Genomic DNA, 25,230 nt, shown 5'->3' with positions numbered 1-25,230 from the left:
CTACTTCTCCGAATCCACTAAGCCTTTAACAAACAGCTTCTGCATGCCAATCACCACCGCAACCGGTGGCAACATCGCTAATAAGGTGGTTGCCATAATTTGGTTCCATGCGATATCACCATCGGTCACCGACAACATGCGCTTTATACTCATTACCAAGGTGTAATAAGCGTCGTCTGTGGTGATCAACAAAGGCCATAGATATTGATTCCAACCGTAAATAAACAAGATCACAAACAAGGCCGCGATATTGGTTCTAGACAGCGGCAACAAAATGTCAAAAAAGAAACGCCACGGCCCAGCACCATCCATTCGAGCAGCTTCCACCAGCTCGCCCGGAATACTTAAAAAGCACTGACGAAACAAGAAAGTCGCCGTCGCACTGGCAATCAGTGGCAAGGTTAACCCCGTGTAGCTGTTAAGCAGATCCAGATTCGCCACCACCTCGTAAGTAGGTACAATTCGTACCTCAACAGGCAGCATTAAGGTCATGAAAATGACCCAAAAACACAGGTTACGAAACGGGAAGCGAAAGAACACAATCGCATAAGCCGACAACAACGAAATGGCGATTTTGCCGAAGGTAATCCCCAGCGCCATGATCAAAGAGTTCAGCATCATAAACCAGACTGGCGTATCCACGCCGTTACCGGCTTTTTCAAACAATACAGTGCCCCAAGTTTCCGCACCAGCATCGCCGAACCACAAAGGAATATGCCCAGCACCAAAAGCTGATGCAGGATGAGTCGATGCCACCAGCGCCATCCAAACAGGCAACGCCACTAAAGCAATACCCGTTAATAACGTTGCATGACTAGCAAAGGTTAACCAAGGTCGATTTTCGATCATGAGTACTGCACCTTACGCTCAATAAAACGAAACTGAATGACCGTCATCAAACCGACAATCGCCATTAGCACAACAGATTGCGCCGCAGATCCACCAAGATCTAAGCCGACAAAACCGTCATTAAACACTTTATAAACCAAGGTAGTCGTACTTTGACCAGGACCACCTTTGGTGGTCGCATCGATCACCCCGAAGGTTTCGAAGAAGGCATACACAAGATTCACCACTAACAAGAAAAACGTTGTTGGCGACAATAAAGGAAAGACAATTGTCCAAAAGCGCTTGAAGGGACTTGCACCATCAATCGCCGCCGCTTCAATAAGCGAACGTGGCACGGCTTGTAAACCAGCGAGGAAGAATAAAAAGTTGTAGCTAATTTGCTTCCAAGTAGAAGCTATCACCACCAATATCATGGCTTGGTTACCATTAAGGTAATGGTTCCAATCGACACCAGCAGACTTCAACCATAGGGCAATCGGCCCCATGCTCGGATCAAATAAAATCCACCACAATACACCAGCTAAAGCAGGCGCAACGGCATACGGCCAGATTAATAATGTCTGATACGCCAGTTTGCAGCGGATCACTCGATCCGCCATCACGGCCAACAACAGCGCCAAAGACATACCCACAATGGCAACAGAAAAACTGAATACCAAAGTAGTCAACATTGACTGGTAATACAAAGGATCAGTAAATAAGGCTGCAAAGTTTTCTAAGCCAATAAATTCACGACTCAAACCGAATGCGTCTTCTTGGTAAAACGCTTGTTCTAAAGCTTGCTCAGCAGGCCAAAGAAAGAAAATCGCCGTCACCAACAACTGTGGTAATAACAACAGCCAAGGCAGGCCTTTTTGGGGGAAGGTAACCGTCATCGGACAATCCAAACAAAAGAGAACGACAAATAAAAAAGAAAAACAATTTATGTAAGTAAAAAAACGCCCTTATGCGTTAAAACATAAGGGCGTAGATTTTATTTAATCGTTCGCTTTTTCGAATTTACGAAGCTGCGCATTACCACGCTCAACCGCTGTATTCAGTGCTGTTTGAGCATCTACATCGCCGCTCCATACAGATTCTAATGCTTCGTCGATCACACCACGAATTTGTACAAAGTTACCCAAACGCAAACCTTTGGTGTTTGCCGTTGGTGTGCCCGTTGTCATTTGAATAACACCCGTTTCTGTACCAGGATTTGCCTTGTAGAAACCTTGCTCTTTTGTCAAATCGTATGCCGCTTTAGTAATTGGCAAGTAACCAGAAAATTGGTGCCAATCCGCTTGTACAGAAGCTTTCGACAAGTAACTTAGGAAAGAAGCTACGCCTTTGTACTCTTCTTTAGAATGGCCTTGCAACACCCATAAAGATGCACCACCGATAATAGTGTTAGAAGGCTGTTTTACCTTACCTTCCCAATAAGGAAGCTCAGCCACACCAAAGTCGAATTTCGCATTACGTTTTATGCCTGCGTAACCTGCAGAAGACTCGGTAAACATGGCACATTCTTGGCTGTAGAATTTCGCTGCGCCGTCGTTGGTACGGCCAGAATAGCTAAAAATACCGCTCTTCTGCCACTCGCCCATTTTCTGTACGTGAGCAACTTGCAATGGCCCATTAAATTTCAATTCTGTTTTCAAACCACCAAAGCCGTTATCCAAAGAAGCAAATGGCACATTGTGACGAGCACTTAGGTTTTCCAATTGAATCCAAGACTGCCAAGCCGTGGTGAAACCGCAAGTCACGCCAGACGCCAGCAATTTATTAGAAACACTTTCTACATCTTGCCATGTTTTTGGCGCTTGGCTAATACCCGCTTTTTTGAACAAATCTTTGTTGTAATAAAGTACAGGAGTTGAACTGTTGAAAGGCATAGAAAGCATTTGACCATCGCTGTTCGAGTAATAACCCGTAACTGCACTCAAGTAAGCACTTTCATCAAACGCCTGACCTGAATCTTTCATCAGTTTATATACTGGATAGATAGCGCCTTTTGCCGCCATCATACTGGCGGTACCCACTTCAAAGACTTGAACGATAGCAGGTTGTTGTTTCGCACGAAACGCGGCAATAGCTGACGTCATTGTCTCGGTATAATTGCCTTTATAAACTGGCTTCACTTCATAAGCGTCTTGCGAATCATTAAACGCTTTAGCGATTTCATTTACTTTTTCGCCATTTGCACCACCCATTGCATGCCACCATTCTATTTCAGTGGCGGCAAAGCCTGAACTCGCAATAGATAAACCAACAACAACTGACGCTAACTTCAAATTATGCATTTCCGTGTTCCTCACAATGAGTTTTTATTAGAAAAGAAAGAACGACTATAGAAAGAAAATGTTTCACTTTGATGATAGTTAGGTTTCATTTGAAATACAATTGTAATTCAAATGAAACTTTTTTAACGAATAAACAGAAGAAAGATAGGCAAAAACAGCAGAAATGAAAGAAAAATAAGTAAAAACGAAAGCACTATGAAAGGTTATTAAAAGATCTATTAGATAAAATTTAACGCAAAACTTCTTGATTAAGGGCAAGCACTAAGGCCTTAAACTCATCATTCAAAGTCACATAGCTAGTCGGAAGCAGACCACTTTCACGCTTTATTGAAAGTTTTTCCATCTCCGCAATTAATCGACAAAAACGATAACCAGACACTTCCAACGCAGCACCTTTTAAACGATGCGCCACAAGAGCAAAATTATCCCAATCCTCATCAGCCATATGAGCCTGCAGCACTCCTAACAAAGTCGTCGCTTCTTTAACAAACTCCACAGCAACCAATGTCATTAATTCGTGGTTGTAGGCCAGACGACTCTCGTAATCTGTATTATCAAATACCTCAGGCTCAAACATGACAAAGAATCTCCATCTCAATACTATTCCCTAAGGAAGCCATTTTGTGAGTATTGCGATCAATTTATCTTGTGAAATCGGTTTAGCAATATGATCATTCATGCCAGCTGCAAAACATTCGTCTTCATCGCCTTTCATGGCATTAGCACTAAGAGCAACAATCGCTACATCAGAAGGCGTTTGAGCATCGGTAAACTGGCGAATGGTTCGAGTCGCTTCATAACCATCCATTACCGGCATCTGGCAATCCATGAAGATCATATCAAATTGAGTTGATTGGGCTTGCTCAACAGCTTTCTGACCGTTTTCCGCCACCACAACTTCTACGCCATATAAATTTAATAAACCACGAGCAACAATCTGGTTAGTTAAATTGTCTTCCGCCAATAGAACTTTGGCTGTAAATATTGGCCGTCCATCTGGTGTTTTTTCTACGTCTTTCGCCGCCATCACAGGCTCTCCTTCAACTAACTGTTTTAGATTTTCAAGAACGTCCAGTAACGGCTGCTGAAATACGGGTTTCGTTAAAGAAGCATCGTACTTCTCTTTATCAAAATCCATACTTGAACGTCCTTGTAGTAATACTTGCTTAATCGCATTCTTCTTACAGAACACTTCTAATTCAGAAACTTCAGAAACAGCCGAAACGACATCTGAGTCCAGTAATATACAATTTCCTATCCATTCACTATCAGCAAGCGCACCGTTAACACTGTCGTAAGCATTGTAAATGACACCAAATGAATCGAGCAATGCAGCAACATACTCGCGACCAGTTTTATTACGATAAATTAACGTCACTCTAACCGCCGATTCTGAAGCATAACCGGCCACAGAAGTATGCTCCATAGCAGACACAAGCGTGAGTGGTATACGAAACCAAAAAGATGAACCTTGACCTTCTACCGAGTTTAAACCTATTTCACCATCCATGGCTTGGATGATTTCTTTACTGATTGCTAAACCCAATCCAGTGCCACCAAACTTGCGTGTTGTCGAACCATCGGCTTGTTTAAAACGCTGGAATAAATGGCCTTGATTCTCTTTAGAAATACCAATTCCAGAGTCTTCAATAACAATACGCAAAATAACACTATCATCTGCTAGCGGCTCAATCGCAAATCGCAACGCCACTTCACCCTCTTGAGTAAATTTAACCGCATTACCCATCAAATTAACCAATACTTGCTTGATGCGTAATCTGTCTCCAAACAACGTAACATTAGGAATAGGTGTCGTTGGCGAATTTAATACAATGCCCTTTTCTTCGGCTTTTAAAACAAAAATATTGGTCACTTCTTCAATTAACGCACGTAACTCAAAATCCTGTTTATCTAACACTAAAGTTCCCATTTCAATCTTAGACAAATCTAAAATATCATTAATAATATCCAGCAAGGATTCCGCACTCTGCTGAGATATTTTTGCTAAATTCGACTGGTCAGGCTGCAGTTTCGTATTCATCAACAAAGACAAACAACCAATAACGCCATTTAATGGCGTACGAATTTCATGGCTCATATTTGCCAAAAACTCACTCTTAGCGCGGTTGGCTTCTTGCGCTTCTTCTTTGGCTTTACTCTGCTCTAGTTCAGACGCTTTTAAATGCTCATTAACTAACTGTAAATCGCGGGTTCTTAGTCTCACTCGATTTTCAACTTCCGCAGTGTGACTACTAACAATCAATAAAAACCAACCAAATAAACCAGTGAATAAAAAACCACAAGCTAAAACGAATTTTACGATCCAAGGCTGTTTGAAAAAATAGTTGTCACTAACTTGATACAACTGCCAGTTTTTGCCACCGACATTAATAACGAAATTAACCGCATGATGAAATTCACCGGCGTAGTAACGAGCAACCAATTCTTCTGCAGACAAATGAGCTGCCGTATTTTTTGTCACGATAATAGGCTTGGATGTTCCATTGTCAGTATCGACCAAGTAGAGCTCAGTATTGGGGAGAAGGCCTTGCTTAACAATCGTTTCGGTTAACACATCCAATTCAATAACCGCTGTAGCAACACCTAAAAAAGCATCTGTTTTTCGATCAAAAAAAGGCAGAAAGAGCAATATTCCATTTGAATTTTGAACCAACTTAAGTGGCGCTGTTGGATAAGCTTCACGAAGAAAAATCGCATTATCTAGGGCAAAACGTCGATCGGCTTGCGAATAAACATCGTAGCCCAACGCTGCGTCATTACCCTTTAAGGGACTAATAAAGGTCACTACAATATGTCGAGTTCTTGGCGCAACAGGTATAAGTTTGCCCTCGCTGTCTCTTTTTTTCACTTGAAAGGTATGGTCTGGGTAGCTTTTTTGAATCATCTGTTCAAAGCTAGCAATATCCTTTCCGGCTACAGCAAAGTTTAATGACACCCCAAGAATAGAATCATCTCGTCGCATTACACTGTCAGCAAAAAGCTCAAACTCATTCGCCTCAATCTGCTCACTACCGTTTATCAAACCAACAAAGCTATGCAGCATATCCACACTGTTTTTAATTCGATTATTAAGCAGCACTTCTAACAATTCAGCATTAGAACGAAACTCTCTCGATTGCTTGTTCCATTCCGAGTAACTGCTTCCCCAAGACAGAACAATCGTAATAACCAACACAGTTAAAAAACCGCCGATTAATCGCAGCGGATGATCAAATTTATTACCAAAATATTTGGGGAAACACACGGCTAACCAAGGCACCATAACCAGTACCCCGATCATGTCACCGCCCCACCAAACCAGCCAATTGGTTAGAAACTCCTCTTTACCAATGATGCCAAAAGAAAGCAGCGACGTTGAACCAACACTAGCACTAATCAAGGTGGATAAGACACCGGCTAAAAAGATAAACCTAACCACTAAACTAGTACGATGAAATTGAAAAGGTATACCTACAAAGCGGCGAACCAAATAGCCGCCAACAAAAGACTGCAACGTCGAGCCAAAAGCAATAAGAGCAGGAAGAGACCAAGCAAAAACATGATGATTAACCCAAGTCGCACCAATGTTTAGTAACAAAGAACCTAGGAAAATACCGAACGGCGCTTGCTTAGAAAAAAAGATAGAAGCCACAACCGCAAAACCAGAAGCTGGCCAAATAATCGTTGAGTATCCCGGTGAAATAGCAACAGCCAACCCTACAACGCCAAGGATAAAATACCCCAACGCAGTTAAAGCGACTACCGTAATCACTCTCATCATATCCACTTGCTCCATCAAAGATGGTTTAAGCATAGCTAAAACAACGAGTTTTTAAGATTTAATATTGGTTACGTTATGTAATAAAAAGCAACTTGGTGGGGGGAAAGTGGACTACGAACTTATGGCTTTTATACAAAGTTTATCAACTAAATACTGACAAGCAATACTTGAGCTTGCTAGTCTGACAAAACAGGTCAACCTTCGTTGCGAGATTAAAGATGAAGAAGATAGGCAGTCAAAAATTAAAGCAATATACGTGCTTAAGGGAGTAATCATGCTATGTCACAAAGCGAAAAAATCGAATTACTTCAGAAAAAATTTCAAAACATTACTCAGCAATTTGAAGAAAATTTTAGAGATAGAATAAATGAGCTTCTACTCATATGTAAGGAGTCTCAAGGGGAGTATCGGGATTCGTCTCATGGGCCAGGGAGTTGGGCAACAACTTACTCTAATGAATTTATTGATTCTGCATCTGAAATATATTTTATTCTTGATAAAAACCCTCTTTTAAATGCAAAAACTGAACTATCAAAATTATTCATAAAAAATGGCATAAGGTCCTGTCGAAATAAGACTTTTGGTATTGAAAAAGTCGAATACTTTCACAAAAATCATTTGAGTCTAAGCCTAAAGGTGTTCAAATAAAGATAGAATATTCATAAGCAACTAATGATGACCGATGTACTTCAAACAACATTCAAGACAGTGAAGCCAATGGGTAAAGTCACACAAGAGCAGATTAGCGCTGCATACGATGTAAGCAAAAAAGTTTATTTGGATAAATTAAAGCGAAGTGATGGAGTTGCTTTGCTTTCATCTGAATATGAAGTAAATAAATCAAGTGCTGGTGACTTTATAAATTGCCTCAAATGCATGCTAGGTGGGCAGGTTTTCCATAGAGCAATGAGCTGTCTCGCTATGGAACACTTTCTTAAAAGTATCACTTTGGACTTTTCATCCAATCATTTAAAAAACGCCATTAATGCTTTAGATATGCACATTGATTATTGGGAAAAGCACTACAAAACCAAAGTAATATCAATGAAGAAAATTGCCAACAAGTACAGGGCATTCATCGAACAGAACAACACAGCAGAGTCGTATTACTATCAATTAAGTCAAGAAGTCGAAGCATCATTAAAACGAGGGAGCCCAGAGAGGCTGGAACGTATTAATAACGCCCCAAAAATTCCTAATACAATAACCGTTAGTGCCACTGTCTACCAACGTAACCCTGATGTAATCGCTGAAACCCTAGAACGCGCTGCAGGGGTTTGTGAACGTTGCGGAAAAGGGGCACCGTTTATTCGCTCTAAAGACGGATCACCTTATTTAGAAGTACATCATATCCAAAGGTTAGCAGATAATGGTCCAGATACTTTAGAAAACACTAAAGCACTTTGTCCGAATTGCCACAGAGAACTCCACTTCGGATGAATTCTCGCACAACTTCCCTTCGGACAATATTTTTCATTTATTGTTGTCTTGCCCTCTAATTGAGGTCAAGGCTGAAGATATAATCCCTGTAGGAATAGCAATCAAGCCCAGCCCTATTATAAGCAGAACAAAAGTAAAGATACGCCCTCCAACAGTTATTGGGTAAATATCTCCGTATCCGACTGTTGTCAGTGTAATTATTGCCCACCACAGACAATCAAAAATCGATCGGAACGCATCAGGCTGAGCTTCATGCTCAAAGTAATAAATACCCAGCCCTGCAATATAGATAAGCATCATGCTTGTTAATAAAAATATTACGAGCTCCTCTTTTACTGAATACAAAGCTTTAGCAAACCTAAAAGAAGCTTCATTGTATCGAACTAGCTTAAGTATACGAGCTAAGCGAAGAAGCCTAATTATTCGAAGAGTTCTTAGATCTACAGCAAATGCAAGATAGAAAGGAAGTATCGCAATCAAATCAACCAAGCCATAGAAACTGAAAATGAATTTGAGACGCTTCTTTGTAGAAACTATTCGAGCAATATACTCAAGCGTAAAAATGATAGTGACAATTACTTCAGAGTAACGGAGAAATTTCTTTTCATCAGGACTTAGATCAGGAAGTGTGCCAAAGGAGAAACAAAATAAAGAATAAAAAATAAGTAACGAGATGCACCAAGTGAATACAGGTTTATCTAAAACACTCTTCTCTTCCATGTCGTTATCTGTTCCATATAAGTAAGCGCGCCTTAATTATGTTAGATTTTTTGCTTTTTGTCTTTTTTTAATATTCCCTATCCTGCTAGTTTGTGGATTGGGCAAATTTTAAAAATGGAATTAAGAAATAGCTTTCAAATGAAACTAGAATTTGAAGCGCTTTGAAGAAAGTCTGGAGACTATTAGAAAGTGGTGCCCAGAGACGGAATCGAACCGCCGACACGAGGATTTTCAATCCTCTGCTCTACCGACTGAGCTATCTGGGCATATAGAAAAATGACTATGGAGATGTGCTAGCCATTTCGACCAAAAAAAAGCCTGCTAAAAATAGCAGGCTTTTTTCTTAATCATGGTGCCCAGAGACGGAATCGAACCGCCGACACGAGGATTTTCAATCCTCTGCTCTACCGACTGAGCTATCTGGGCAAGTGGGGCGTATTATAGAGAAACCTTTTTTTTGGTCAATAGTTTTTTTGAAAAAAAATTAAAAACTTAGTTTCTTCTGCTCGTCTGGTATTATCTTCCTATATCAAGGAGATAAACCAATGCTTCACATCGTACTTTACCAACCTGAGATTCCGCCTAATACAGGCAATGTTATTCGATTATGCGCTAACACTGGCTATCATCTTCATCTTATCGAGCCGCTTGGCTTTGAGCTTGAAGATAAAAAATTGCGTCGAGCCGGGTTAGATTATCATGAGTTCACGCGGCTAAAACGCTATCCAGACTTTCAGGCATTTGTTGATCAAAATGAGATTGGCACTATCTACGCGTTGACAACAAAGGGCAGCCATACGCACAGTGAAGCAAGCTTTGCTGAAAATGATGTGTTGGTTTTTGGCCCTGAGACTCGTGGATTGCCTGCGGAGTTTATCGAGGCCTTGCCACCCGCTCAGCGCTTACGTTTGCCGATGCAAGCTAATTCTCGCAGCTTGAACCTATCCAATACCGTTGCTGTGATGGTTTACGAATCTTGGCGTCAGCTAGGTTATGCCATGCCAGCTGATAGCGAATAACCAACCGAGGTACGATGAATTCTCTTTCACTGCTCTTAAAGAAAAAAAATAGCCGTCGCCAATTTCGGAAAAAAGTACACCTGCATGAAACGGACGATTTGAATAAACGTCTGATGCTGTTAGCGGGTGTGATTGCGATTCACAGTTTGGCGATGGTGTTCTTTGAAGATTTAAATTGGTGGCAAGCCTTCTGGCTGACCATGACATCGGCCAGCACCACGGGTTATGGCGATATCTCTGCAGCCACCTTTTGGGGACAGTTTTCTACTGTCGTATTAATTTATGGCATGGGTATTACCCTGCTAGCACAAATCGCCAGTGACTATGTTGAAATCAGGCTAATGCGTAAAGAAATGCGTATCAAAGGCCGTATGAAGTGGGACGACATGCAAAATCATATACTTATCATCAATACACCAAAATACGACGCAGAACGTTATTTAGGCTTGCTGATTAATCAGATCAGCCAAACACCTGAGTTAGTAGATATTCCCATTCAAATCCTAACGAAGGCGTTTCCTGAAGGCTTACCGCTTAATCTAAGATCACAAGGCGTAGTTCATCACACTGGCGATGCACTAGAAGATGGTATGTTGGAGTCAGCTGGGACTCACAAAGCGAAATACATTATTGTACTTTGCCAAGACGCTCAGGACAGCCACTCAGACAGTTTAACCTTTGATGCCTTGCATCGCGTTCAAGCGTTAAATACATCGGCCTTCGTGATGGCTGAGGCGATTAATGACTCTAATCGACCACGATTCAAGGCAGCTGGCGCAAACGCGGTCATACGCCCTGTGAGAGCCTATCCTGAAATGCTGGTACGGTCATTGATTGCTCCGGGAACAGAGCAAGTGCTGGAGGATTTATTTCGCCACCAAGGAGATCATACGATTCGCCTTGATGTGGAAATAACCGGCGTGACGTGGGCAAAAATCGTCACGACCTTAATCCAAAAGGATGTTGGCACTGCACTCGGGTATGTCAATAAAGACGGGGATATTATCACCCATCCGCAAACCTATTCACTCATCGATGCACAAGGACTGATTGTCCTCATCAACGACGACCAAGAGATTCCGTCATTAGCTGAAATTGGTCTGTTTTTTAACGAATAGAAAACTTAGAAATGGGTGTTCAAGAGACCTTTTCACGATGTAACGAGCACAGTAGTCGTGCAAAGGCCTCAGACTTGCTTATCTTGCAATTTAAGCCCAATAATTTCTACCTGGTTGCCATCCATCTGCCTAATGGTAAGGCGAATATTACCAAAACGTACTCGGTCACCGACAACTAGATGTTTACCAAGCTGACGCTGCAACAATTCAGCGGCAGTGTCAGCTTCATCAATACCATCAACCGGCACACCGTACACTTTCGCTAAATCGATCAAAGAGGCATCACCACGAATAGCGAATTCACCAAAGAAATTCTGCAACAAGAAAGACGTAGACGCTTTATGAGAGAAAATCTGCGCAACATCATTTACATCACCAGGATGCAGTAACATCCAAATTCTATCGCCCGATTTCAGCTCGGTGTCGGCATTGACCACAATTGGCTTTTGATCGCGAACAAGCGATACCAGCTGAGGCGTAGATACCGTTGCACTCGGCACATTTTGCACGATAGCCGCTGGAATTCGAACACCTTCCGCCTGAACCAAAAACTCATATAACTCTAGAGAATGATTCGAATCTGAATCGTTGATCAAGGAGAAACGCGTCGTTGGCGCAGGTGCAGGAGGAACGACAATCTTTAACCATCGCGCCACTTGTGGAACAGTCGAACCCTGTAGCAATAAAGAAATCAGCACTACAGTAAAGGTAATTTCGAACAACAACTCAGAATTGGAAAGACCAGCAATTACAGGGTAAAGCGCCAAGACAATCGGCACTGCACCACGCAAACCAACCCAACTAATATAAATGCGCTCGGGCCAGCGGAAGTCAAACGGCAATAAACAGATCATCACCGCCACAGGACGAGCCACGAAAATCAGAAAAGCGGCAATCGCAACAGCTTGCCAACCATGAGTCAAAAGACTCGATGGCGTAACCAACAATCCCAATAACAAGAACATGCCAGCTTGTGCTAACCAAGCCAAGCCATCCATCACTTGTGAAATAGCTTCTTGTTGCTTAATTCGCCCGTTACCAACGCTCAAACCAACCAAATAAACCGCAAGAAAACCACTGCCGCCAATCATATTGACGCCAGAAAATATGGCCAAACCAAATGAGATAATAAGAAGTGCGTACAAACCTTCGATCAAAGGAACACGGCGCAGAATCATTAACAATAGTTTGCCACCGAGTAAACCTAACACGCCACCTATGGCAAACTGTTGAATCATTTGCCCTAAGAAAGCCAAAACACTTAACTGATCAGTACTTTGCAATAGCCCAGTTAGCATGACGACTAACAAAATAGCCATTGGGTCGTTGGCACCAGACTCTATTTCCAATGTACCGCCAACTCGCTCATTCAGCTTAACACCGCTATTGCGTAATAAGCTAAAGACCGCTGCAGCATCAGTCGAACCGACGATGGCGCCAAGTAATAAGCCATAGATCAGCTTAACGTCTAACAACCAAGCGGCAAAAGCACCAACAGATGCGGTCGTAATCACAACACCTAAAGTAGCAAGCGATAAAGACGGCCAAAGGGCAACTCGGAAGGTGCTGGTCTTGGTCTGCATACCACCATCCAAAAGAATGACGGCTAAAGCAAGATTACCAACAAAAAAGGCAAGACTTGGATTATCGAAGTCCAGTCGGCCTAATCCCTCTTCACCAGCAAGCATCCCCATCCCGAGAAAAACCAGCAATAAAGGTAAGCCGACACGAACGGTAAAAGAGCTTGCTAGAATACTGACTAATAGCAGTATTCCGGCTAAAAATATAAAACTATTTGTGTCGATAGCGGTAACAACCTATTCGTTATAATTGACCTGTAAGCGTTAAGTACTTTTCCATTAACTGCTCTTCTGTTTCTTTACGATTTGGATCCAATGGGATGCAATCAACAGGGCACACTTGCTGACATTGAGGTTCGTCAAAATGCCCTACACATTCAGTACATTTTGATGGATCAATAATATAGATCTCATCACCCTGAGAAATAGCCTCATTCGGGCACTCAGGTTCACATACATCACAATTGATGCATTCATCGGTAATAATAAGAGACATTCTTCTCTCCTAAAACCGCTACAGAATCTATGAAATCATCACGTAACGGGGCTTAAAAAACAGAAACTAAATCGTTTGATAATGTTCTTGCAGAACACGCTTCACTTCTGGATTAACAAACTGTCCAAAATCACCATTCAAAGACGCAATCTCACGTACTAATGTTGATGAAATATAAGAGTGCTTCTCAGAAGGCGTCAAAAAAATACTTTCTACATCTGGCGCAATCGCACGGTTCATATTGGCTAGTTGGAACTCGTACTCAAAATCAGAAACAGCACGCAAGCCACGAATCACCACTTTGCCACTGACAGAGCGTGTAAACTCAGTTAGCAAGTTATCAAAGCCAACCACTTCAACATTCGTCAAATGACCCAGTACTTCTTTTGCCAATGATATACGCAACTCATGGGACAGTGCTGGGCGCTTTTTAGGGCTCGCAGCGACGGCTACGATAACTTTTTCAAATAGCTTTGATGCGCGTTCAACCAAATCCGTATGGCCGTTAGTAATAGGGTCAAATGTCCCCGGATAAACCGCAATCGTACTCATAGCTTTCATCCAACAAATTAATAAGGGAGAAGGAGTCGGGCAGCGACGACTTTTTGTCCGCTCTAGTTCCCGTTTAGGGGTCGCATCATATAGGAATACGCCTCTGTTCTCAATTCACCGAGTCACGACGAGAATACTCCCGTCGAAGGTTAAGTATGTTTATTATATTAAATACTATAAGGTGCTAGTACTTGTTTCAAAAAAGAAATCGCAAGAAATATAAAAATTGGTGATAAATCTAGTCCACCTAAAGTTGGAATAACTCGCTGGCAAGCACGATATAAAGGAGCAGTAATTTGCCCTACTAACATAGCTCCTGGGTGATTTGCACCGGGCGCCACCCAACTTAAAATAACCGAAATAAGCATCGCCCAAAAATACAGATCTAACAAATGATACAAGGTGCCAGCAAACGTATAAATAGCATAGCTGATAGGTGATATCGCCACACCTTTAATCATCACAATAAAGAATACTGTCAATAACTGAACTGCAAGCGCCAACACAAGAGATGCGGTATCCAACCGACCAATGGCTGGAATGACTTTCCGCAAAGGTAAAACCAGAGGACTTGTCGCCTTCACAATGCCTTGGCTAATTGGATTATAAAAATCCGCACGCGTCAATTGAAGCACTAAACGTAGTAATACAATAAATAAGTAAAGATTACAGATAACCTTTACGAGCATAACAAATGGATCTGAATACATCGTGTATAGTCCTTAATTAGTCTTTCTTAGCAGCAAAGTCAGCTGCCATTTCTTTTGATCGGTTAACGCAGGCCATCATTGCATCTGCGACTATTTTATCAATATCAGCAGCCTCAAAAGACAACAAAGCTTGCTCTGTTGTTCCCTTTGGCGAAGTAATATTCTTACGCAGTTGAGCAATAGGCTCGTCTAGTTCCATTACCATTCGTGCTGCGCCAAACATAGCATTGCTGGCTAGTACACGACTTGTTGCCTCATCTAAGCCTTGTTCTTTTGCATTTTTAACCATGGCTTCAATAAAACGAAAGAAATACGCAGGCGCACTGCCAGACAAACTCGTTACCGTGTGCATGTGAACTTCATTTTCAACCCAAACAGAGTTACCAATGCTAGAAAATAGTTCACTCACCCAGTTCTTTTGCTCGCCATTTGTGTGTTCATTGGCAATTAAGCCTGTCATGCCAGCACCAATTTGTGACGGTGTATTTGGCATACTACGAACCACAGCAACCGGTTTACCTAACCAATGAGCCAACGAATCTAACTCAATTCCCGCAGCCACTGAAATAAACAATTGGTCTTCGCGTACATGAGATGAAAAGTCTTCCACCACGGCTTGCATTTGTGCTGGTTTAACACACAACACCACGACATCAGCCTGACTTACAGCCGAATCATTATCTGCCAACATGGCGATACCATATTGCTCGTGATAGTACTCACGTTTTTCTGGTGTTCTAGACGTACCGATAATTTTCTCAGCAGGATAGCCACTCGCCAACATGCCACTAAAAATCGATCTTGCCATATTTCCCACGCCGATAAAGGCAATACTTGGTGTCATTTTATATCCTACTCTTTCGTTATTTAAGCAGATAATAATCCATCTACTTATTCAAAAAATGCTCTGGTATGCAAAATCGCTCATACTTTAACTGAATTACGCTTTAGCGGAATAGTCTCGTTCACCAAAAATCGCCGTCCCAACACGCACCATGGTACTGCCAGATTGAATCGCCGCTGGCAAATCTCCAGACATGCCAATAGATAAGGTATCTATCATGCTATCGGATTTGGATAATTCAACAAAAGCTTGCCTCAAAGGTTCATAAACCAAACATTGTGCTTCATGACTTTCCTGAGGGGCAGGAATCGCCATCAAACCTCGAAGACGTAAATTAGGTAGCTCTGTAATTAAAGCAACCATGTCATTTAACTCAGACAAAGCCACTCCAGCCTTACTTTCTTCACCGCTAATATTCACTTGAATACAAACATTGAGCGGCGGCAAATCTTTAGGGCGCTGCTCACTAAGACGGCGAGCAATTTTCTCACGGTCAATAGAGTGCACCCAGTGCATGGTTTCTGCGATAAGACGAGATTTGTTCGACTGAATTGGTCCAATAAAGTGCCATTCAATATCTGCTAAGTGTGCTAAAGCATGAAATTTATCCACCGCTTCTTGCACATAGTTCTCACCAAAGGCTCTCTGACCTGCCGCATAAGCAGCTTCAAGCGCAGATAACGGCTTGGTCTTACTGACTGCTAACAAACGTACACTACCAGTCTCTCTCTGATACTGCTGCACAAGCTGATCTACTTGCTGAGAAACCCGCGTTAAATTTGTTTTAATTTCTAGTGCTTCGTTGCTTTCGACTTTAATTGCCATTTCGCGCCACGCTCCGCTCTTATCAAGATGTAACGAGTTAATCCTGTGACTGTGGTTGCATTCCCCATAATAAATACCTGAATAGCACCTCAGGAAAGCACAGGGGACGCATAATAGCATCTTTTTAAAAGGCAGAAAAAAGCTTACAAGGAAGACTTAAAAAGAATGCTTATAAGGCGTTATTACAAAGAATAAAAGTCCGCGCTAGAACCATAGCATTCACCATGAAATTCAAGGCGATATCCGGATATGTTTTTCAGAGAGTTAGCAGCGAATAAAGCCGCTTGATGAAGTGATTCCAACGATGAATGCTCAGGATAAAAAGCAATACCAATAGACAAGCCTTCGCGTATTAAACGGTTGTCTGAAAACTTGGGAGAATTAAGAGATTTCAATAATTTTGCGGCAACTATTTCAGCGTCTTCCAAATGCTGAATGCGAATTCCCATGACTAACTCACGTTCATCATAATGCGCGATAAGATCATTATCTCGCACGGTGTCGCTCATTACCTCAGCCAGTAGCTTCAAGTCTGTATCATTAACCTTTGAAGAAGACAGCAAGCGAAGAGAAAATAATGCTGCGCGCTGAAAATGGCGACGAGAATCCTTTAAAACAATACCAAAACTGTTTTCAAAACTGTAGCGCCTTAGTAAGCCCGTCGTAGGATCTCGATGGCTATCTTCTAACAATAAATAATCCGCTTGTTCTCGTTCAAATACGGCACTTAACCAAGCGGCATAACTGTCTAGCGCAAGCGCCATCAGCTCACCTTCAAGCCGAACCTCTTCACGCTGAAACACCAACATAAGATAAATCGAACCTTGACAATCAGACACACTGACCATAGAAACATCAGAAAACGTATGATCCTTTAAAAACGGCAACCAATGCTTCCAACCTGATGCACTCTGAATATCAATGTCGTGACGTTTCGGACAAGACGGGCTTGCCGCAAAGGTAATTAAAGCTTGAGGTACAACGCTCAATTGACCGTTAGAGTTCAGTAAACGATCATTTATAGAATCAGTATATTGCAAGCGCCACTGCAAACACTCTTTATCACAAACAATAAAAAGACAATACGCATTGGGCAACTGGCTTTGCATTTTATTTTTAAAACGATTGAGCGAGGTACTTAACAAGGATCCCTTGGAGATAACCTGAAGCATCTGCGGCATATCACAGTACAAGTTCTTTACAAAATCTCGCTCTTTTTCAAGATATGCAACACGAGACCGCAAGACCTGCTGTTCCTTGAGCAATGAATTTGAAGAGTCGATCGACATAAAATACTAAAACCATAATAATCTGTAATTCAAACTAGATTAACTGGCTGATATAAAAAGTAAAGGAATAGTAAGGCCAAGTGAAAGAAAAACTCTCAATCAGCCTTACTAATTGGCTTAAACAGCCTGATAGACGCGTTGTCCAGAAATATAAGTCGACATCACACGCCCAACAAATTCATCACCGAAGTAAGGTGAGTTATGCCCTTTTGTCTTGCGACCTTCATATGACCAGACCCAACGTGCGGTACTGTCGAACAAAATAAAGTCTGCAAAACTACCAACTGACAAAGAGCCTGCCTCTAAACCAAAGCAAGCTGCTGGACCAGATGTTAGACACGTCAAAACGGTAGAAAAGTCTAAATCGCCTTCATCCATCAGTTGCATAGCCAAAGGTAATAATATCTCGACGTTCGCCATACCCGGCTCTGTTGCCGCAAATGGCGCAATTTTCGCCATTTTTTCGTGAGGCTGATGATCTGAGCAAATGGCAGAAATAACACCGGCCTTAATACCTTCGATTAAGGTCAAACGATCTTCATCACTGCGTAGCGGTGGCAGCACATGATAATGGCCATCGAAACGACTCAGAACCTGATCATTAAGCAATAAATTATGAACTGCCACATCGGCCGTCACATCCAATCCAGATGCTTTTGCATCAGCAATCATCTCAACAGACTTAGCACAAGACAATCGAGCAAAGTGCGCGCGAACACCGGTTTTTTCAACCAACAACAAATCACGCATCAGAGCAATGGTTTCTGCTTCTTCAGGAATACCGGCTAAACCATGCATGGTTGACATCAAGCCTTCGTGGGCACAACCGCCTTCGGAAAGGCTCGACTCATCAGGATGAAAAACCACCAACAAATCATGTGTCGCAGCATATTCAAGCGCGCGAGACAGCACCTTGGTGCTCGCCATTGGGTGACGGTGATTCGATAAGGCGATGCAGCCAGCATCGGTTAAGGCAACCATGTTACTAAGCTGAGCGCCTTCTAAGCCTTGCGTCAATGCACCTAGAGGAAATACATTAGCCATACCTGCATCATCGGCTTTATCTTGAATAAGCGCAGCTACGGCAGCCGTATCAACAATCGGGCGTGTATCAGGAGGACAAACCAAAGTGGTTACACCACCAGACACCGCAGCACGACCTTCGGTGGCAATGTTACCTTTCTGCGTCAGACCTGGCTCACGAAGAGAAACCGCAAGATCCACCAAGCCTGGCAATATCCATTGACCAGATGCATCTACCACTTCAGCGTCTTCAAAGCCTTCTGGTGCTTCACCAATCGCAACGATTTTTTGATTATCAACAAACAGATCCGTTACGGCATCAATGTCTTGACTCGGATCGATTAAACGGCCATTTTGAATACGTAATTTCATGTTATTTTTCATCCTTCGCTGCTGGCGTTTCATCACTTTGCAACTGACCGCTCATTGCCATAGACATGACAGCCATTCGCACTGCGATACCATTAGTGACTTGGTTCAAAATGACTGAGTGTTTGCCATCTGCAACTTCTGAGGATATTTCCACACCACGGTTAATTGGGCCTGGGTGCATAACTATCGCATCAGGTTTCGCCCAAGCAAGGGTTTCTTCCGTCAAACCATACAAGCGGTAGAATTCACTTTCACTAGGCAGCAAAGCGCCTTTCATGCGTTCTTTTTGCAAACGCAACATCACGATCACGTCAACGTCTTTTAATCCGGCTTCTAAATCATGGCAAATGGTCGCACCCATCTCCGCAAAGAAGCTCGGCACTAAAGTTTTCGGGCCAACTAAGCGAACATCACTAACGCCTAATGTTGTCAGTGCTTGAAGCTGTGAGCGTGCCACACGAGAATGAAGAATATCGCCAACAATAGCGATCTTAAGGCCATCGAAGCTGCCTTTGTGACGACGAATCGTCAGCATGTCTAACATTGCTTGAGTTGGGTGAGCGTGACGGCCATCACCAGCATTGATAATAGCGACGTTAGGCGTGCAGTGTTCGGCAATAAAGTGAGCGGCGCCACTGTCAGAATGACGGACGATAAACATATCGCTTTGCATCGCTTCCAAGTTTTTTAAGGTATCCAGTAAGGATTCCCCTTTCGAGGTCGCTGATGTTTCAATGTTGAGGTTAATGACATCTGCCGACAAACGCTTTGCGGCTAATTCGAACGTCGTACGAGTTCGAGTTGAATTTTCAAAAAACAAATTCACCACGGTTTTACCGCGTAACAGAGGTACCTTCTTAACCGACTGCTCTCCCATTGATAGGAAAGAATCCGCTCGATCAAGAATCTCCGTCAAAATAGTTTTGTCCAATCCATCCAGCGTTAAAAAGTGCTTAAGCTGCCCGTGTTCATTTAACTGTAATGCCCGAGGCTCGGATCGCATCATGGTTTGCTTTCCTCAAACTGCAAAGACGATGGTGTCGTCTTTCTCTATTTAAAATAGGATATTCAGATAGGAAAATGCCCGGTACAGAAAAACTGCAACCGGGCATTAATGACACTAAACGGTTGTCCCACCGTATTTTTTTGGTGAGATTTCATTCTTCTAACCGCTGTATCGTCAATCTTATCCATGCGTTAATTGTCGTACGTGTTCGACAAAAAATAAAGCTTTGTTATGCATATTAATGGGTATCAATCACAGAAACACTCAATGGGCTCGGCCCAACCAACTTAACCCTTTGATCAGGATTAAGCGTCAAGTGCTCACCGACGATATCTGCTGCTATCGGTAGCTCGTGCTGACCTAAATCATAAAGGATTGCCAAGGTGATACTGGCAGGTCGACCGAAATCAAATATTTCATTCATTGCCGCTCGAATCGTACGGCCAGACATCAAGACATCATCCACTAAGATCACGTGGCGATCTTCAATCGCTGGCAATAAAGTTTGATTTACCTTTGGGTTCAAGCCAGCTTTGGTAAAATCATCACGATAAAAAGTGATGTCTAACGTCGCCAAAGGTTCTGTCGTTGGCACAGCTTCCATCAAGCGCTCAGCAACCCAAACACCACCCGTATGAATCCCCACGACAATGGCATCCTCGATGTTGTTCTTTTCACAATACGCTGCCAATTGCGTTTTCATCGACGCCAGAGAATGCTCTAAATCTAACTTCATTGTCTTTCAAACCTTGCTCTTAAATTCATAATAAAACACCGTTCAACAAGCAGTTCCTTAGTAAGACTCTGCAAACCAAGTCTCTAAAATCATTTGAGCGGCCAAACCATCTACCGAATTCTCTTTAAAATTACGATTGCCTCCGCGAGCAATAACTTGACCCTTGGCTTCATAAGAAGATAACCGTTCGTCCATCATATGGTAAGGAAGGTTAAAACGTCCATGCAATCGTTTGGCAAATTTACGTGCACGTTGACACATCTCATTTTCTGAACCATCCATATCAAGTGGCAAGCCAACCACAAAGGCGTCTGGCTTCCATTCTTCAACGATACGCGTGATTTCATCCCAATTAGGAATACCTTCTTTGGCTTTTAGTGGGTCAAGCGGCTGAGCGGTGCCAGTAATGCTCTGACCAATAGCAACGCCAATACGCGTGGTACCAAAGTCAAAGCCCAATACTGAGCGAACAGTATTGGGCTTCTGGTTATCATCTAACGATGTTCCCGTAGAGATTGACCCTGTCATTAACCATGTCCTATATCCGGTGAAAGTCTTGTCATATCAATTCCCAACACGCGCGTTGCGGCGGTAAATTGCATATCACTTGGTGTGTGGAATAATACGTCTAAATCCGCCTCACATACCAGCCAATCATTATTTGCGATTTCAGCTTCAAGCTGTCCAGCATCCCAGCCAGCACAACCTAATGTTATACGAAAGGCATCAGGTCCATTGCCTTGTGCAATATCTTCCAATGCTTCCAAAGAAGCCGACAGAGAGACCTCATCAGTCACTCGCAAGGTATTACTCCAGACTTTATCCGTTGTGTGCAAAATAAATCCGCGCTCAGCTTCCACTGGGCCACCTGTGTAAATTGGTTCAGAGCTTAAACGTGGGTTGTGAATTTGAATTCCAAGGTGATCCGCCAATTCTGTAAAATCAACATTTGAGGGACGATTAATAATAATCCCCATGGCGCCCGCTTTGGTGTGTTCACAAAGATAAATAACTGTATGTTCAAAATGTGGGTCGTCTAGGTGTGGCATAGAAATTAAAAAGTGATTTTTAAACGAATCGAAAAATGCATTCATAGTCATGAGCCCTCTTTAATTGATGACAGCGCAAGGATAGCGCTATTTACTAAAACCTAAGAAGTACCTGAACTTAAGACAAAACTCGCCAATTAAGACGTGATATATACATAGAGAAGAGCAAAAGAAGACGGCAAATAAAAATAGCCGACTCCTGCAGTATAGGACAAACAGAGCGTTTGCCTACCCCCAAACTACAAATTATTACCGAATCCCTTCAAAACTCACATTTCAAGCAGTAAACTAGCACTCTTAATCCTTAGTACAAGGTTAAGAACACCTTTTCGAGCTTTGGAGGCATGTTATGTCCTTACTATCATCACAAAACGTCCAAATACAATCAGCTTATGCTGAGATGTTTGATCGTTTACATGCGATGAGTTTGGCAGCATGGATTCAGCACTACCAAGCAGAAACCGTCGATTTACGCTACTTTTTCCATAGCGGCTGGTCTTCTTAGACTTTCCATATTGCCCAAACCAACCAACTACCTTTCGATTCAACGAAAGCCGCGTTTCAATAAAATAATTGGGAATACAGGAAACTATCATGCAACTACAAGCGATCGATTACACCAGCCCAACCGCCGCAGAAGACTTTGTAAAATCTCTTCGCGAAACAGGATTTGGCGTTCTTAAAAACCACCCTATTCAAAAAGATTTAGTGTCTGCTATTTATAAAGAATGGCAAACCTTCTTTGATAGCAAGTCTAAATACGACTATCGCTACAATGTCGGAACACAAGACGGTTTTTTCCCACCTGATGTTTCAGAAACCGCCAAAGGGCACACTAAAAAAGACATTAAAGAGTACTTTCACTATTATCCATGGGGGCAATGCCCAGAAGATAAAAAAGCGCTTTTAGCACAATATTATAAAGAAGCAAACACGCTTGCATTAGAACTACTGGCATGGGTCGAAAAACACTCGCCAGCTGAAGTAGCTCTGCATTATTCACAATCCCTTTCCAGCATGGTAGAAGACAGCGATCAGACATTGCTGCGTGTCTTACACTACCCGCCACTTAAAGGTGACGAAGAGCTGGGGGCTATTCGTGCTGGCGCACACGAAGACATTAATCTATTGACGATACTACCTTCGGCCAACGAACCTGGCTTACAGGTGAAAGCCAAAGATGGCTCTTGGATGGACGTACCTTGTGATTTCGGTACTTTGATAGTAAACATTGGCGACATGCTACAGGAAGCATCTGGCGGCTATTTCCCGTCGACTTCTCATCGCGTAATTAATCCAGAAGGCGCTGACAAAACCAAATCACGTATTTCTTTGCCTTTGTTCCTTCATCCAAAACCTGAAGTAGTCTTGTCAGAACGTCATACAGCAAAAAGTTACTTGCATGAGCGTTTAGTGGAATTAGGCGTTATACCGGCCTAATCCAGATAAAGGCAAAATACAAAAAAAGCCGCTATTCACATCGAGATGAACAGCGGCTTTTTGCTTAGATGTAAGATTTAACCGCCTTTTGCCCAAATAATCACCGGAATACACACCACAATCACGACAGAAGACACTAACGTCGTTGTGGCAATGGCATTTGCCGTTGACTTTCCATCATCACCTTTTGCCACCGCTGTAACATAAGCCGATGCAGCCGTTGGCGCAGCAAGAAAAATAAACAAGAACAACAATTCCTTTTGGCTAAAACCAAACACATAAGCCAAAGCCGTAAACACAATTGGGCTTAATGCGACTTTACTTAAAATCGCCATAGGAAAGTGCTTAGGCAAAGTAAATCCGCTGGTCACTAGCGAGCCACCAATACAAACCAATGCCAAGGGCAAAGACAATCCACCAATTAAAGAACCGGTTTTCACAACAAAAGCGGGGAGCTTCAAACCAATCAAGTTCGCGACCACACCAAACACAATGCCCAGTATAAGCGGGTTCTTCAGCAAACTTTTTAAGACGGGAACCAGATGTAATTTACCGTGGCTGTAACGGGTTAAAATGACTTCAGCGAGAATATTAAACAATAAAACACTCAAGCCTGACATCACGCCACCCAGCGCAACCCCATCTTGGCCGAACATGTTAACCACTAACGCGACACTAAAAATCCCACAATTACCACGAAAAGCAATTTGAACAAAGACGCCTCGCTGCCGCTCAGGAACATCAAGCTTTACCGCCAACAACCACGACAATAGAAAGGTTAGAACAATGGAAACAATAAAATAGGCAGCTAAATCAACACTAATAAGCCCATTTAGATTATTTCCCAGCATGCCGAAGAAGAACATGGCAGGCATAGAAACCTGAAAAACAAATCGCGAACTAATAAGAATAAAACCATCATTTATTAGCTGGATACGGCGCAAAAATGCCCCCATCGCAATCATCAACAGCACTGGCGCGGCTACATCCAAAATCACGCTTTGCGTTTCTAACAGCATAGACTCCCTCAAAAAACACTCTAAAAACCACCTTGATTAATAGAATGCTCCATCAATAAATTAAAAAGCTTACTTTACACCAATTCTCCATTCACTAATTGAGGAATATTCAAGGGGTTTTTATTTTGGCAAAAGACACAAAGCTATTTGTTACTCTGCGAAAACCTTTCAGTATTGTGTAAATTATGAGCAACCATAATCACTGTTCAAACAATGCTCTTTTAATCCTTTGCCACGCCCCAATCTACTTTCCTAATATAATTTTTTAACATTAAAGATGGAAAACATCATGAAAGACTCCTTAGACATTCAATTCATTTCCGATGTTATGTGCCCTTGGTGCGTGGTCGGTTTAGGCAATCTCAATAAAGCCCTTGAACAACTAAGCGATACAGTCGACACCACGCTGACGTTTCAGCCGTTTGAGCTTAATCCGAAAATGCCAGCAGAAGGCCAAAACCTAAACGAGCACATCACAGAAAAGTACGGCATCAACAAAGAGCAATCAGACCAAAACAGAGTCATGATTCAAGCTCGCGGAAAAGAAGTCGATTTCGATTTCAACTTCACACCAGAAAGCCGTATGCGAAATTCGTTCGATGCCCATCGCTTGTTGCATTGGGCGCAGTTAGAAGGCAAACAAGCTGAGCTAAAAATGGCACTATTTAAAGCTCACTTCACGCATAATCAAGATATAAGCGATTACCAAACGCTCGCCAATCTTGCTGCCAGCGTTAATCTTGATCCAGCCGCAGCTAAAGGCATTTTGGAGAATAACCACTTTGCCGATGAAGTCCGCCAGCAAGAACAAATTTGGCAACAAAATGGCATCACTTCTGTTCCTACTGTCATCATCAACAACGCATACGCTATCTCAGGCGGACAGCCAGCAGAAGTCTTCAAAAGTGCGATTGAAGAGGTACTAGAGAAACAAAAAGCAGAAAAACAAAAAGCGGAACAACTAGTTTAATTCACTGTCACTTCACTCCAACTATTCACGCAAACATTTAACGGATTATAAAAACCGAAAAGCCCCATGTTGTTTTCCAATGATGAACTGACCCCCAATAGTTGGACATTCCA

At 42.4% G+C, this 25,230-nt stretch carries 26 protein-coding genes and 2 tRNA genes; 7 read left to right on the top strand and 21 right to left on the bottom strand.

Going from position 1 to position 25,230, the window contains the following annotated elements:
* From ugpE to TY87_RS07055, 5 genes are all read right to left on the bottom strand, one after another.
* Nucleotides 1–849, bottom strand: coding sequence for a sn-glycerol-3-phosphate ABC transporter permease UgpE (gene ugpE / locus TY87_RS07075; protein WP_100186530.1), 849 nt, complete (start codon nucleotides 847–849; stop codon nucleotides 1–3).
* Nucleotides 846–1,724 carry a sn-glycerol-3-phosphate ABC transporter permease UgpA gene (gene ugpA, locus TY87_RS07070; protein WP_100186529.1) on the bottom strand — a complete coding sequence of 293 codons (879 nt, stop codon included), beginning with the start codon at nucleotides 1,722–1,724 and terminating at the stop codon, nucleotides 846–848. The genes ugpE and ugpA overlap by 4 nt, the downstream gene beginning before the upstream one ends.
* Before the next feature lie 102 nt (nucleotides 1,725–1,826).
* Nucleotides 1,827–3,128, bottom strand: coding sequence for a sn-glycerol-3-phosphate ABC transporter substrate-binding protein UgpB (ugpB, locus tag TY87_RS07065; protein WP_072838833.1), 1,302 nt, complete (start codon nucleotides 3,126–3,128; stop codon nucleotides 1,827–1,829).
* A gap of 229 nt (nucleotides 3,129–3,357) precedes the next feature.
* Nucleotides 3,358–3,705 (bottom strand): Hpt domain-containing protein, encoded by a 348-nt coding sequence (locus tag TY87_RS07060; RefSeq protein ID WP_100186528.1) that lies wholly within the window; start codon nucleotides 3,703–3,705, stop codon nucleotides 3,358–3,360.
* Between the two features lie 30 nt (nucleotides 3,706–3,735).
* A complete protein-coding gene (locus tag TY87_RS07055; protein ID WP_232617087.1) occupies nucleotides 3,736–6,942 on the bottom strand; it encodes an ATP-binding protein in 3,207 nt (1,068 codons plus the stop codon).
* 246 nt (nucleotides 6,943–7,188) lie between these two features.
* On the opposite strand from TY87_RS07055, the gene TY87_RS07050 reads away from it, so the two are divergent.
* Entirely contained in the window at nucleotides 7,189–7,557 is a 369-nt protein-coding gene (locus TY87_RS07050; RefSeq protein ID WP_048813895.1) for a hypothetical protein, read from the top strand.
* Between the two features lie 24 nt (nucleotides 7,558–7,581).
* Complete coding sequence (locus TY87_RS07045; RefSeq protein WP_198432052.1) at nucleotides 7,582–8,349, top strand: HNH endonuclease; 768 nt, start codon at nucleotides 7,582–7,584, stop codon at nucleotides 8,347–8,349.
* A 33-nt stretch (nucleotides 8,350–8,382) separates the two neighbouring features.
* Here TY87_RS07045 and TY87_RS07040 read toward each other — a convergent pair whose 3' ends face one another.
* The 3 genes from TY87_RS07040 to TY87_RS07030 all read right to left on the bottom strand — a co-directional run bounded on the left by TY87_RS07040 (nucleotide 8,383) and on the right by TY87_RS07030 (nucleotide 9,495).
* Complete coding sequence (locus TY87_RS07040) at nucleotides 8,383–9,069, bottom strand: ion transporter (RefSeq protein WP_100186526.1); 687 nt, start codon at nucleotides 9,067–9,069, stop codon at nucleotides 8,383–8,385.
* A 190-nt stretch (nucleotides 9,070–9,259) separates the two neighbouring features.
* Nucleotides 9,260–9,335 (bottom strand) — tRNA-Phe (locus TY87_RS07035).
* An 84-nt stretch (nucleotides 9,336–9,419) separates the two neighbouring features.
* Nucleotides 9,420–9,495, bottom strand: a tRNA-Phe gene (locus TY87_RS07030).
* A gap of 119 nt (nucleotides 9,496–9,614) precedes the next feature.
* Here TY87_RS07030 and trmL point away from each other — a divergent pair.
* Together trmL and TY87_RS07020 are read left to right on the top strand one after the other, a co-directional pair.
* Nucleotides 9,615–10,088: a tRNA (uridine(34)/cytosine(34)/5-carboxymethylaminomethyluridine(34)-2'-O)-methyltransferase TrmL gene (trmL, locus tag TY87_RS07025; protein WP_072838830.1), complete on the top strand. Its 474-nt coding sequence runs from the start codon at nucleotides 9,615–9,617 to the stop codon at nucleotides 10,086–10,088.
* A 14-nt stretch (nucleotides 10,089–10,102) separates the two neighbouring features.
* The gene (locus TY87_RS07020; protein ID WP_100186525.1) at nucleotides 10,103–11,206 is read left to right on the top strand and encodes a potassium channel family protein; all 1,104 of its coding nucleotides are present in this window, start codon (nucleotides 10,103–10,105) and stop codon (nucleotides 11,204–11,206) included.
* Nucleotides 11,207–11,274: 68 nt separating this feature from the next.
* Here the strand turns inward: TY87_RS07020 and TY87_RS07015 are convergent, their stop codons facing one another.
* The 12 genes from TY87_RS07015 to TY87_RS06960 all read right to left on the bottom strand — a co-directional run bounded on the left by TY87_RS07015 (nucleotide 11,275) and on the right by TY87_RS06960 (nucleotide 21,739).
* Entirely contained in the window at nucleotides 11,275–13,011 is a 1,737-nt protein-coding gene (locus tag TY87_RS07015; RefSeq protein WP_100186524.1) for a potassium/proton antiporter, read from the bottom strand.
* Nucleotides 13,012–13,030: 19 nt separating this feature from the next.
* Nucleotides 13,031–13,282 carry a YfhL family 4Fe-4S dicluster ferredoxin gene (locus TY87_RS07010; protein ID WP_011978380.1) on the bottom strand — a complete coding sequence of 84 codons (252 nt, stop codon included), beginning with the start codon at nucleotides 13,280–13,282 and terminating at the stop codon, nucleotides 13,031–13,033.
* Between the two features lie 66 nt (nucleotides 13,283–13,348).
* A complete protein-coding gene (gene coaD, locus TY87_RS07005; protein ID WP_048813883.1) occupies nucleotides 13,349–13,834 on the bottom strand; it encodes a pantetheine-phosphate adenylyltransferase in 486 nt (161 codons plus the stop codon).
* Between the two features lie 167 nt (nucleotides 13,835–14,001).
* Nucleotides 14,002–14,544, bottom strand: coding sequence for a YggT family protein (locus tag TY87_RS07000; protein WP_100186523.1), 543 nt, complete (start codon nucleotides 14,542–14,544; stop codon nucleotides 14,002–14,004).
* Between the two features lie 16 nt (nucleotides 14,545–14,560).
* Nucleotides 14,561–15,388: a pyrroline-5-carboxylate reductase gene (gene proC, locus TY87_RS06995; RefSeq protein WP_100186522.1), complete on the bottom strand. Its 828-nt coding sequence runs from the start codon at nucleotides 15,386–15,388 to the stop codon at nucleotides 14,561–14,563.
* A gap of 96 nt (nucleotides 15,389–15,484) precedes the next feature.
* Complete coding sequence (locus TY87_RS06990) at nucleotides 15,485–16,213, bottom strand: YggS family pyridoxal phosphate-dependent enzyme (protein WP_072838996.1); 729 nt, start codon at nucleotides 16,211–16,213, stop codon at nucleotides 15,485–15,487.
* A gap of 182 nt (nucleotides 16,214–16,395) precedes the next feature.
* A complete protein-coding gene (locus TY87_RS06985) occupies nucleotides 16,396–17,502 on the bottom strand; it encodes a diguanylate cyclase domain-containing protein (protein ID WP_232617086.1) in 1,107 nt (368 codons plus the stop codon).
* A 117-nt stretch (nucleotides 17,503–17,619) separates the two neighbouring features.
* Nucleotides 17,620–18,897: a dihydroorotase gene (locus tag TY87_RS06980; protein WP_100186521.1), complete on the bottom strand. Its 1,278-nt coding sequence runs from the start codon at nucleotides 18,895–18,897 to the stop codon at nucleotides 17,620–17,622.
* Nucleotide 18,898: 1 nt separating this feature from the next.
* Complete coding sequence (locus TY87_RS06975) at nucleotides 18,899–19,903, bottom strand: aspartate carbamoyltransferase catalytic subunit (RefSeq protein WP_072838824.1); 1,005 nt, start codon at nucleotides 19,901–19,903, stop codon at nucleotides 18,899–18,901.
* A gap of 238 nt (nucleotides 19,904–20,141) precedes the next feature.
* Nucleotides 20,142–20,639, bottom strand: coding sequence for a bifunctional pyr operon transcriptional regulator/uracil phosphoribosyltransferase PyrR (pyrR, locus tag TY87_RS06970; protein WP_072838823.1), 498 nt, complete (start codon nucleotides 20,637–20,639; stop codon nucleotides 20,142–20,144).
* Between the two features lie 57 nt (nucleotides 20,640–20,696).
* Nucleotides 20,697–21,167 carry a Holliday junction resolvase RuvX gene (gene ruvX, locus TY87_RS06965; RefSeq protein ID WP_011978371.1) on the bottom strand — a complete coding sequence of 157 codons (471 nt, stop codon included), beginning with the start codon at nucleotides 21,165–21,167 and terminating at the stop codon, nucleotides 20,697–20,699.
* Nucleotides 21,167–21,739: a YqgE/AlgH family protein gene (locus TY87_RS06960; RefSeq protein ID WP_072838822.1), complete on the bottom strand. Its 573-nt coding sequence runs from the start codon at nucleotides 21,737–21,739 to the stop codon at nucleotides 21,167–21,169. The genes ruvX and TY87_RS06960 overlap by 1 nt, the downstream gene beginning before the upstream one ends.
* 298 nt (nucleotides 21,740–22,037) lie before the next feature.
* Here TY87_RS06960 and TY87_RS22440 point away from each other — a divergent pair, with 298 nt between their 5' ends.
* Together TY87_RS22440 and TY87_RS06955 are read left to right on the top strand one after the other, a co-directional pair.
* Nucleotides 22,038–22,193 carry a hypothetical protein gene (locus TY87_RS22440; protein WP_157789875.1) on the top strand — a complete coding sequence of 52 codons (156 nt, stop codon included), beginning with the start codon at nucleotides 22,038–22,040 and terminating at the stop codon, nucleotides 22,191–22,193.
* Between the two features lie 89 nt (nucleotides 22,194–22,282).
* Nucleotides 22,283–23,128: a 2OG-Fe(II) oxygenase family protein gene (locus TY87_RS06955; RefSeq protein ID WP_100186520.1), complete on the top strand. Its 846-nt coding sequence runs from the start codon at nucleotides 22,283–22,285 to the stop codon at nucleotides 23,126–23,128.
* A gap of 77 nt (nucleotides 23,129–23,205) precedes the next feature.
* On the opposite strand, the gene TY87_RS06950 is transcribed toward TY87_RS06955, so the two are convergent.
* Complete coding sequence (locus TY87_RS06950; RefSeq protein WP_100186519.1) at nucleotides 23,206–24,147, bottom strand: AEC family transporter; 942 nt, start codon at nucleotides 24,145–24,147, stop codon at nucleotides 23,206–23,208.
* Between the two features lie 289 nt (nucleotides 24,148–24,436).
* Here TY87_RS06950 and TY87_RS06945 point away from each other — a divergent pair, with 289 nt between their 5' ends.
* A complete protein-coding gene (locus TY87_RS06945; protein WP_100186518.1) occupies nucleotides 24,437–25,117 on the top strand; it encodes a DsbA family oxidoreductase in 681 nt (226 codons plus the stop codon).
* The last annotated feature ends 113 nt before the right edge of the window (nucleotides 25,118–25,230 follow it).

The sequence above is a fragment of the Marinomonas sp. BSi20584 genome, from assembly GCF_002792415.1.
Taxonomy (GTDB): Bacteria; Pseudomonadota; Gammaproteobacteria; order Pseudomonadales; family Marinomonadaceae; genus Marinomonas; species Marinomonas polaris.
Note: the sequence above shows the minus strand (reverse complement) of the source record. Positions and strands in the feature narration are given on the sequence as shown.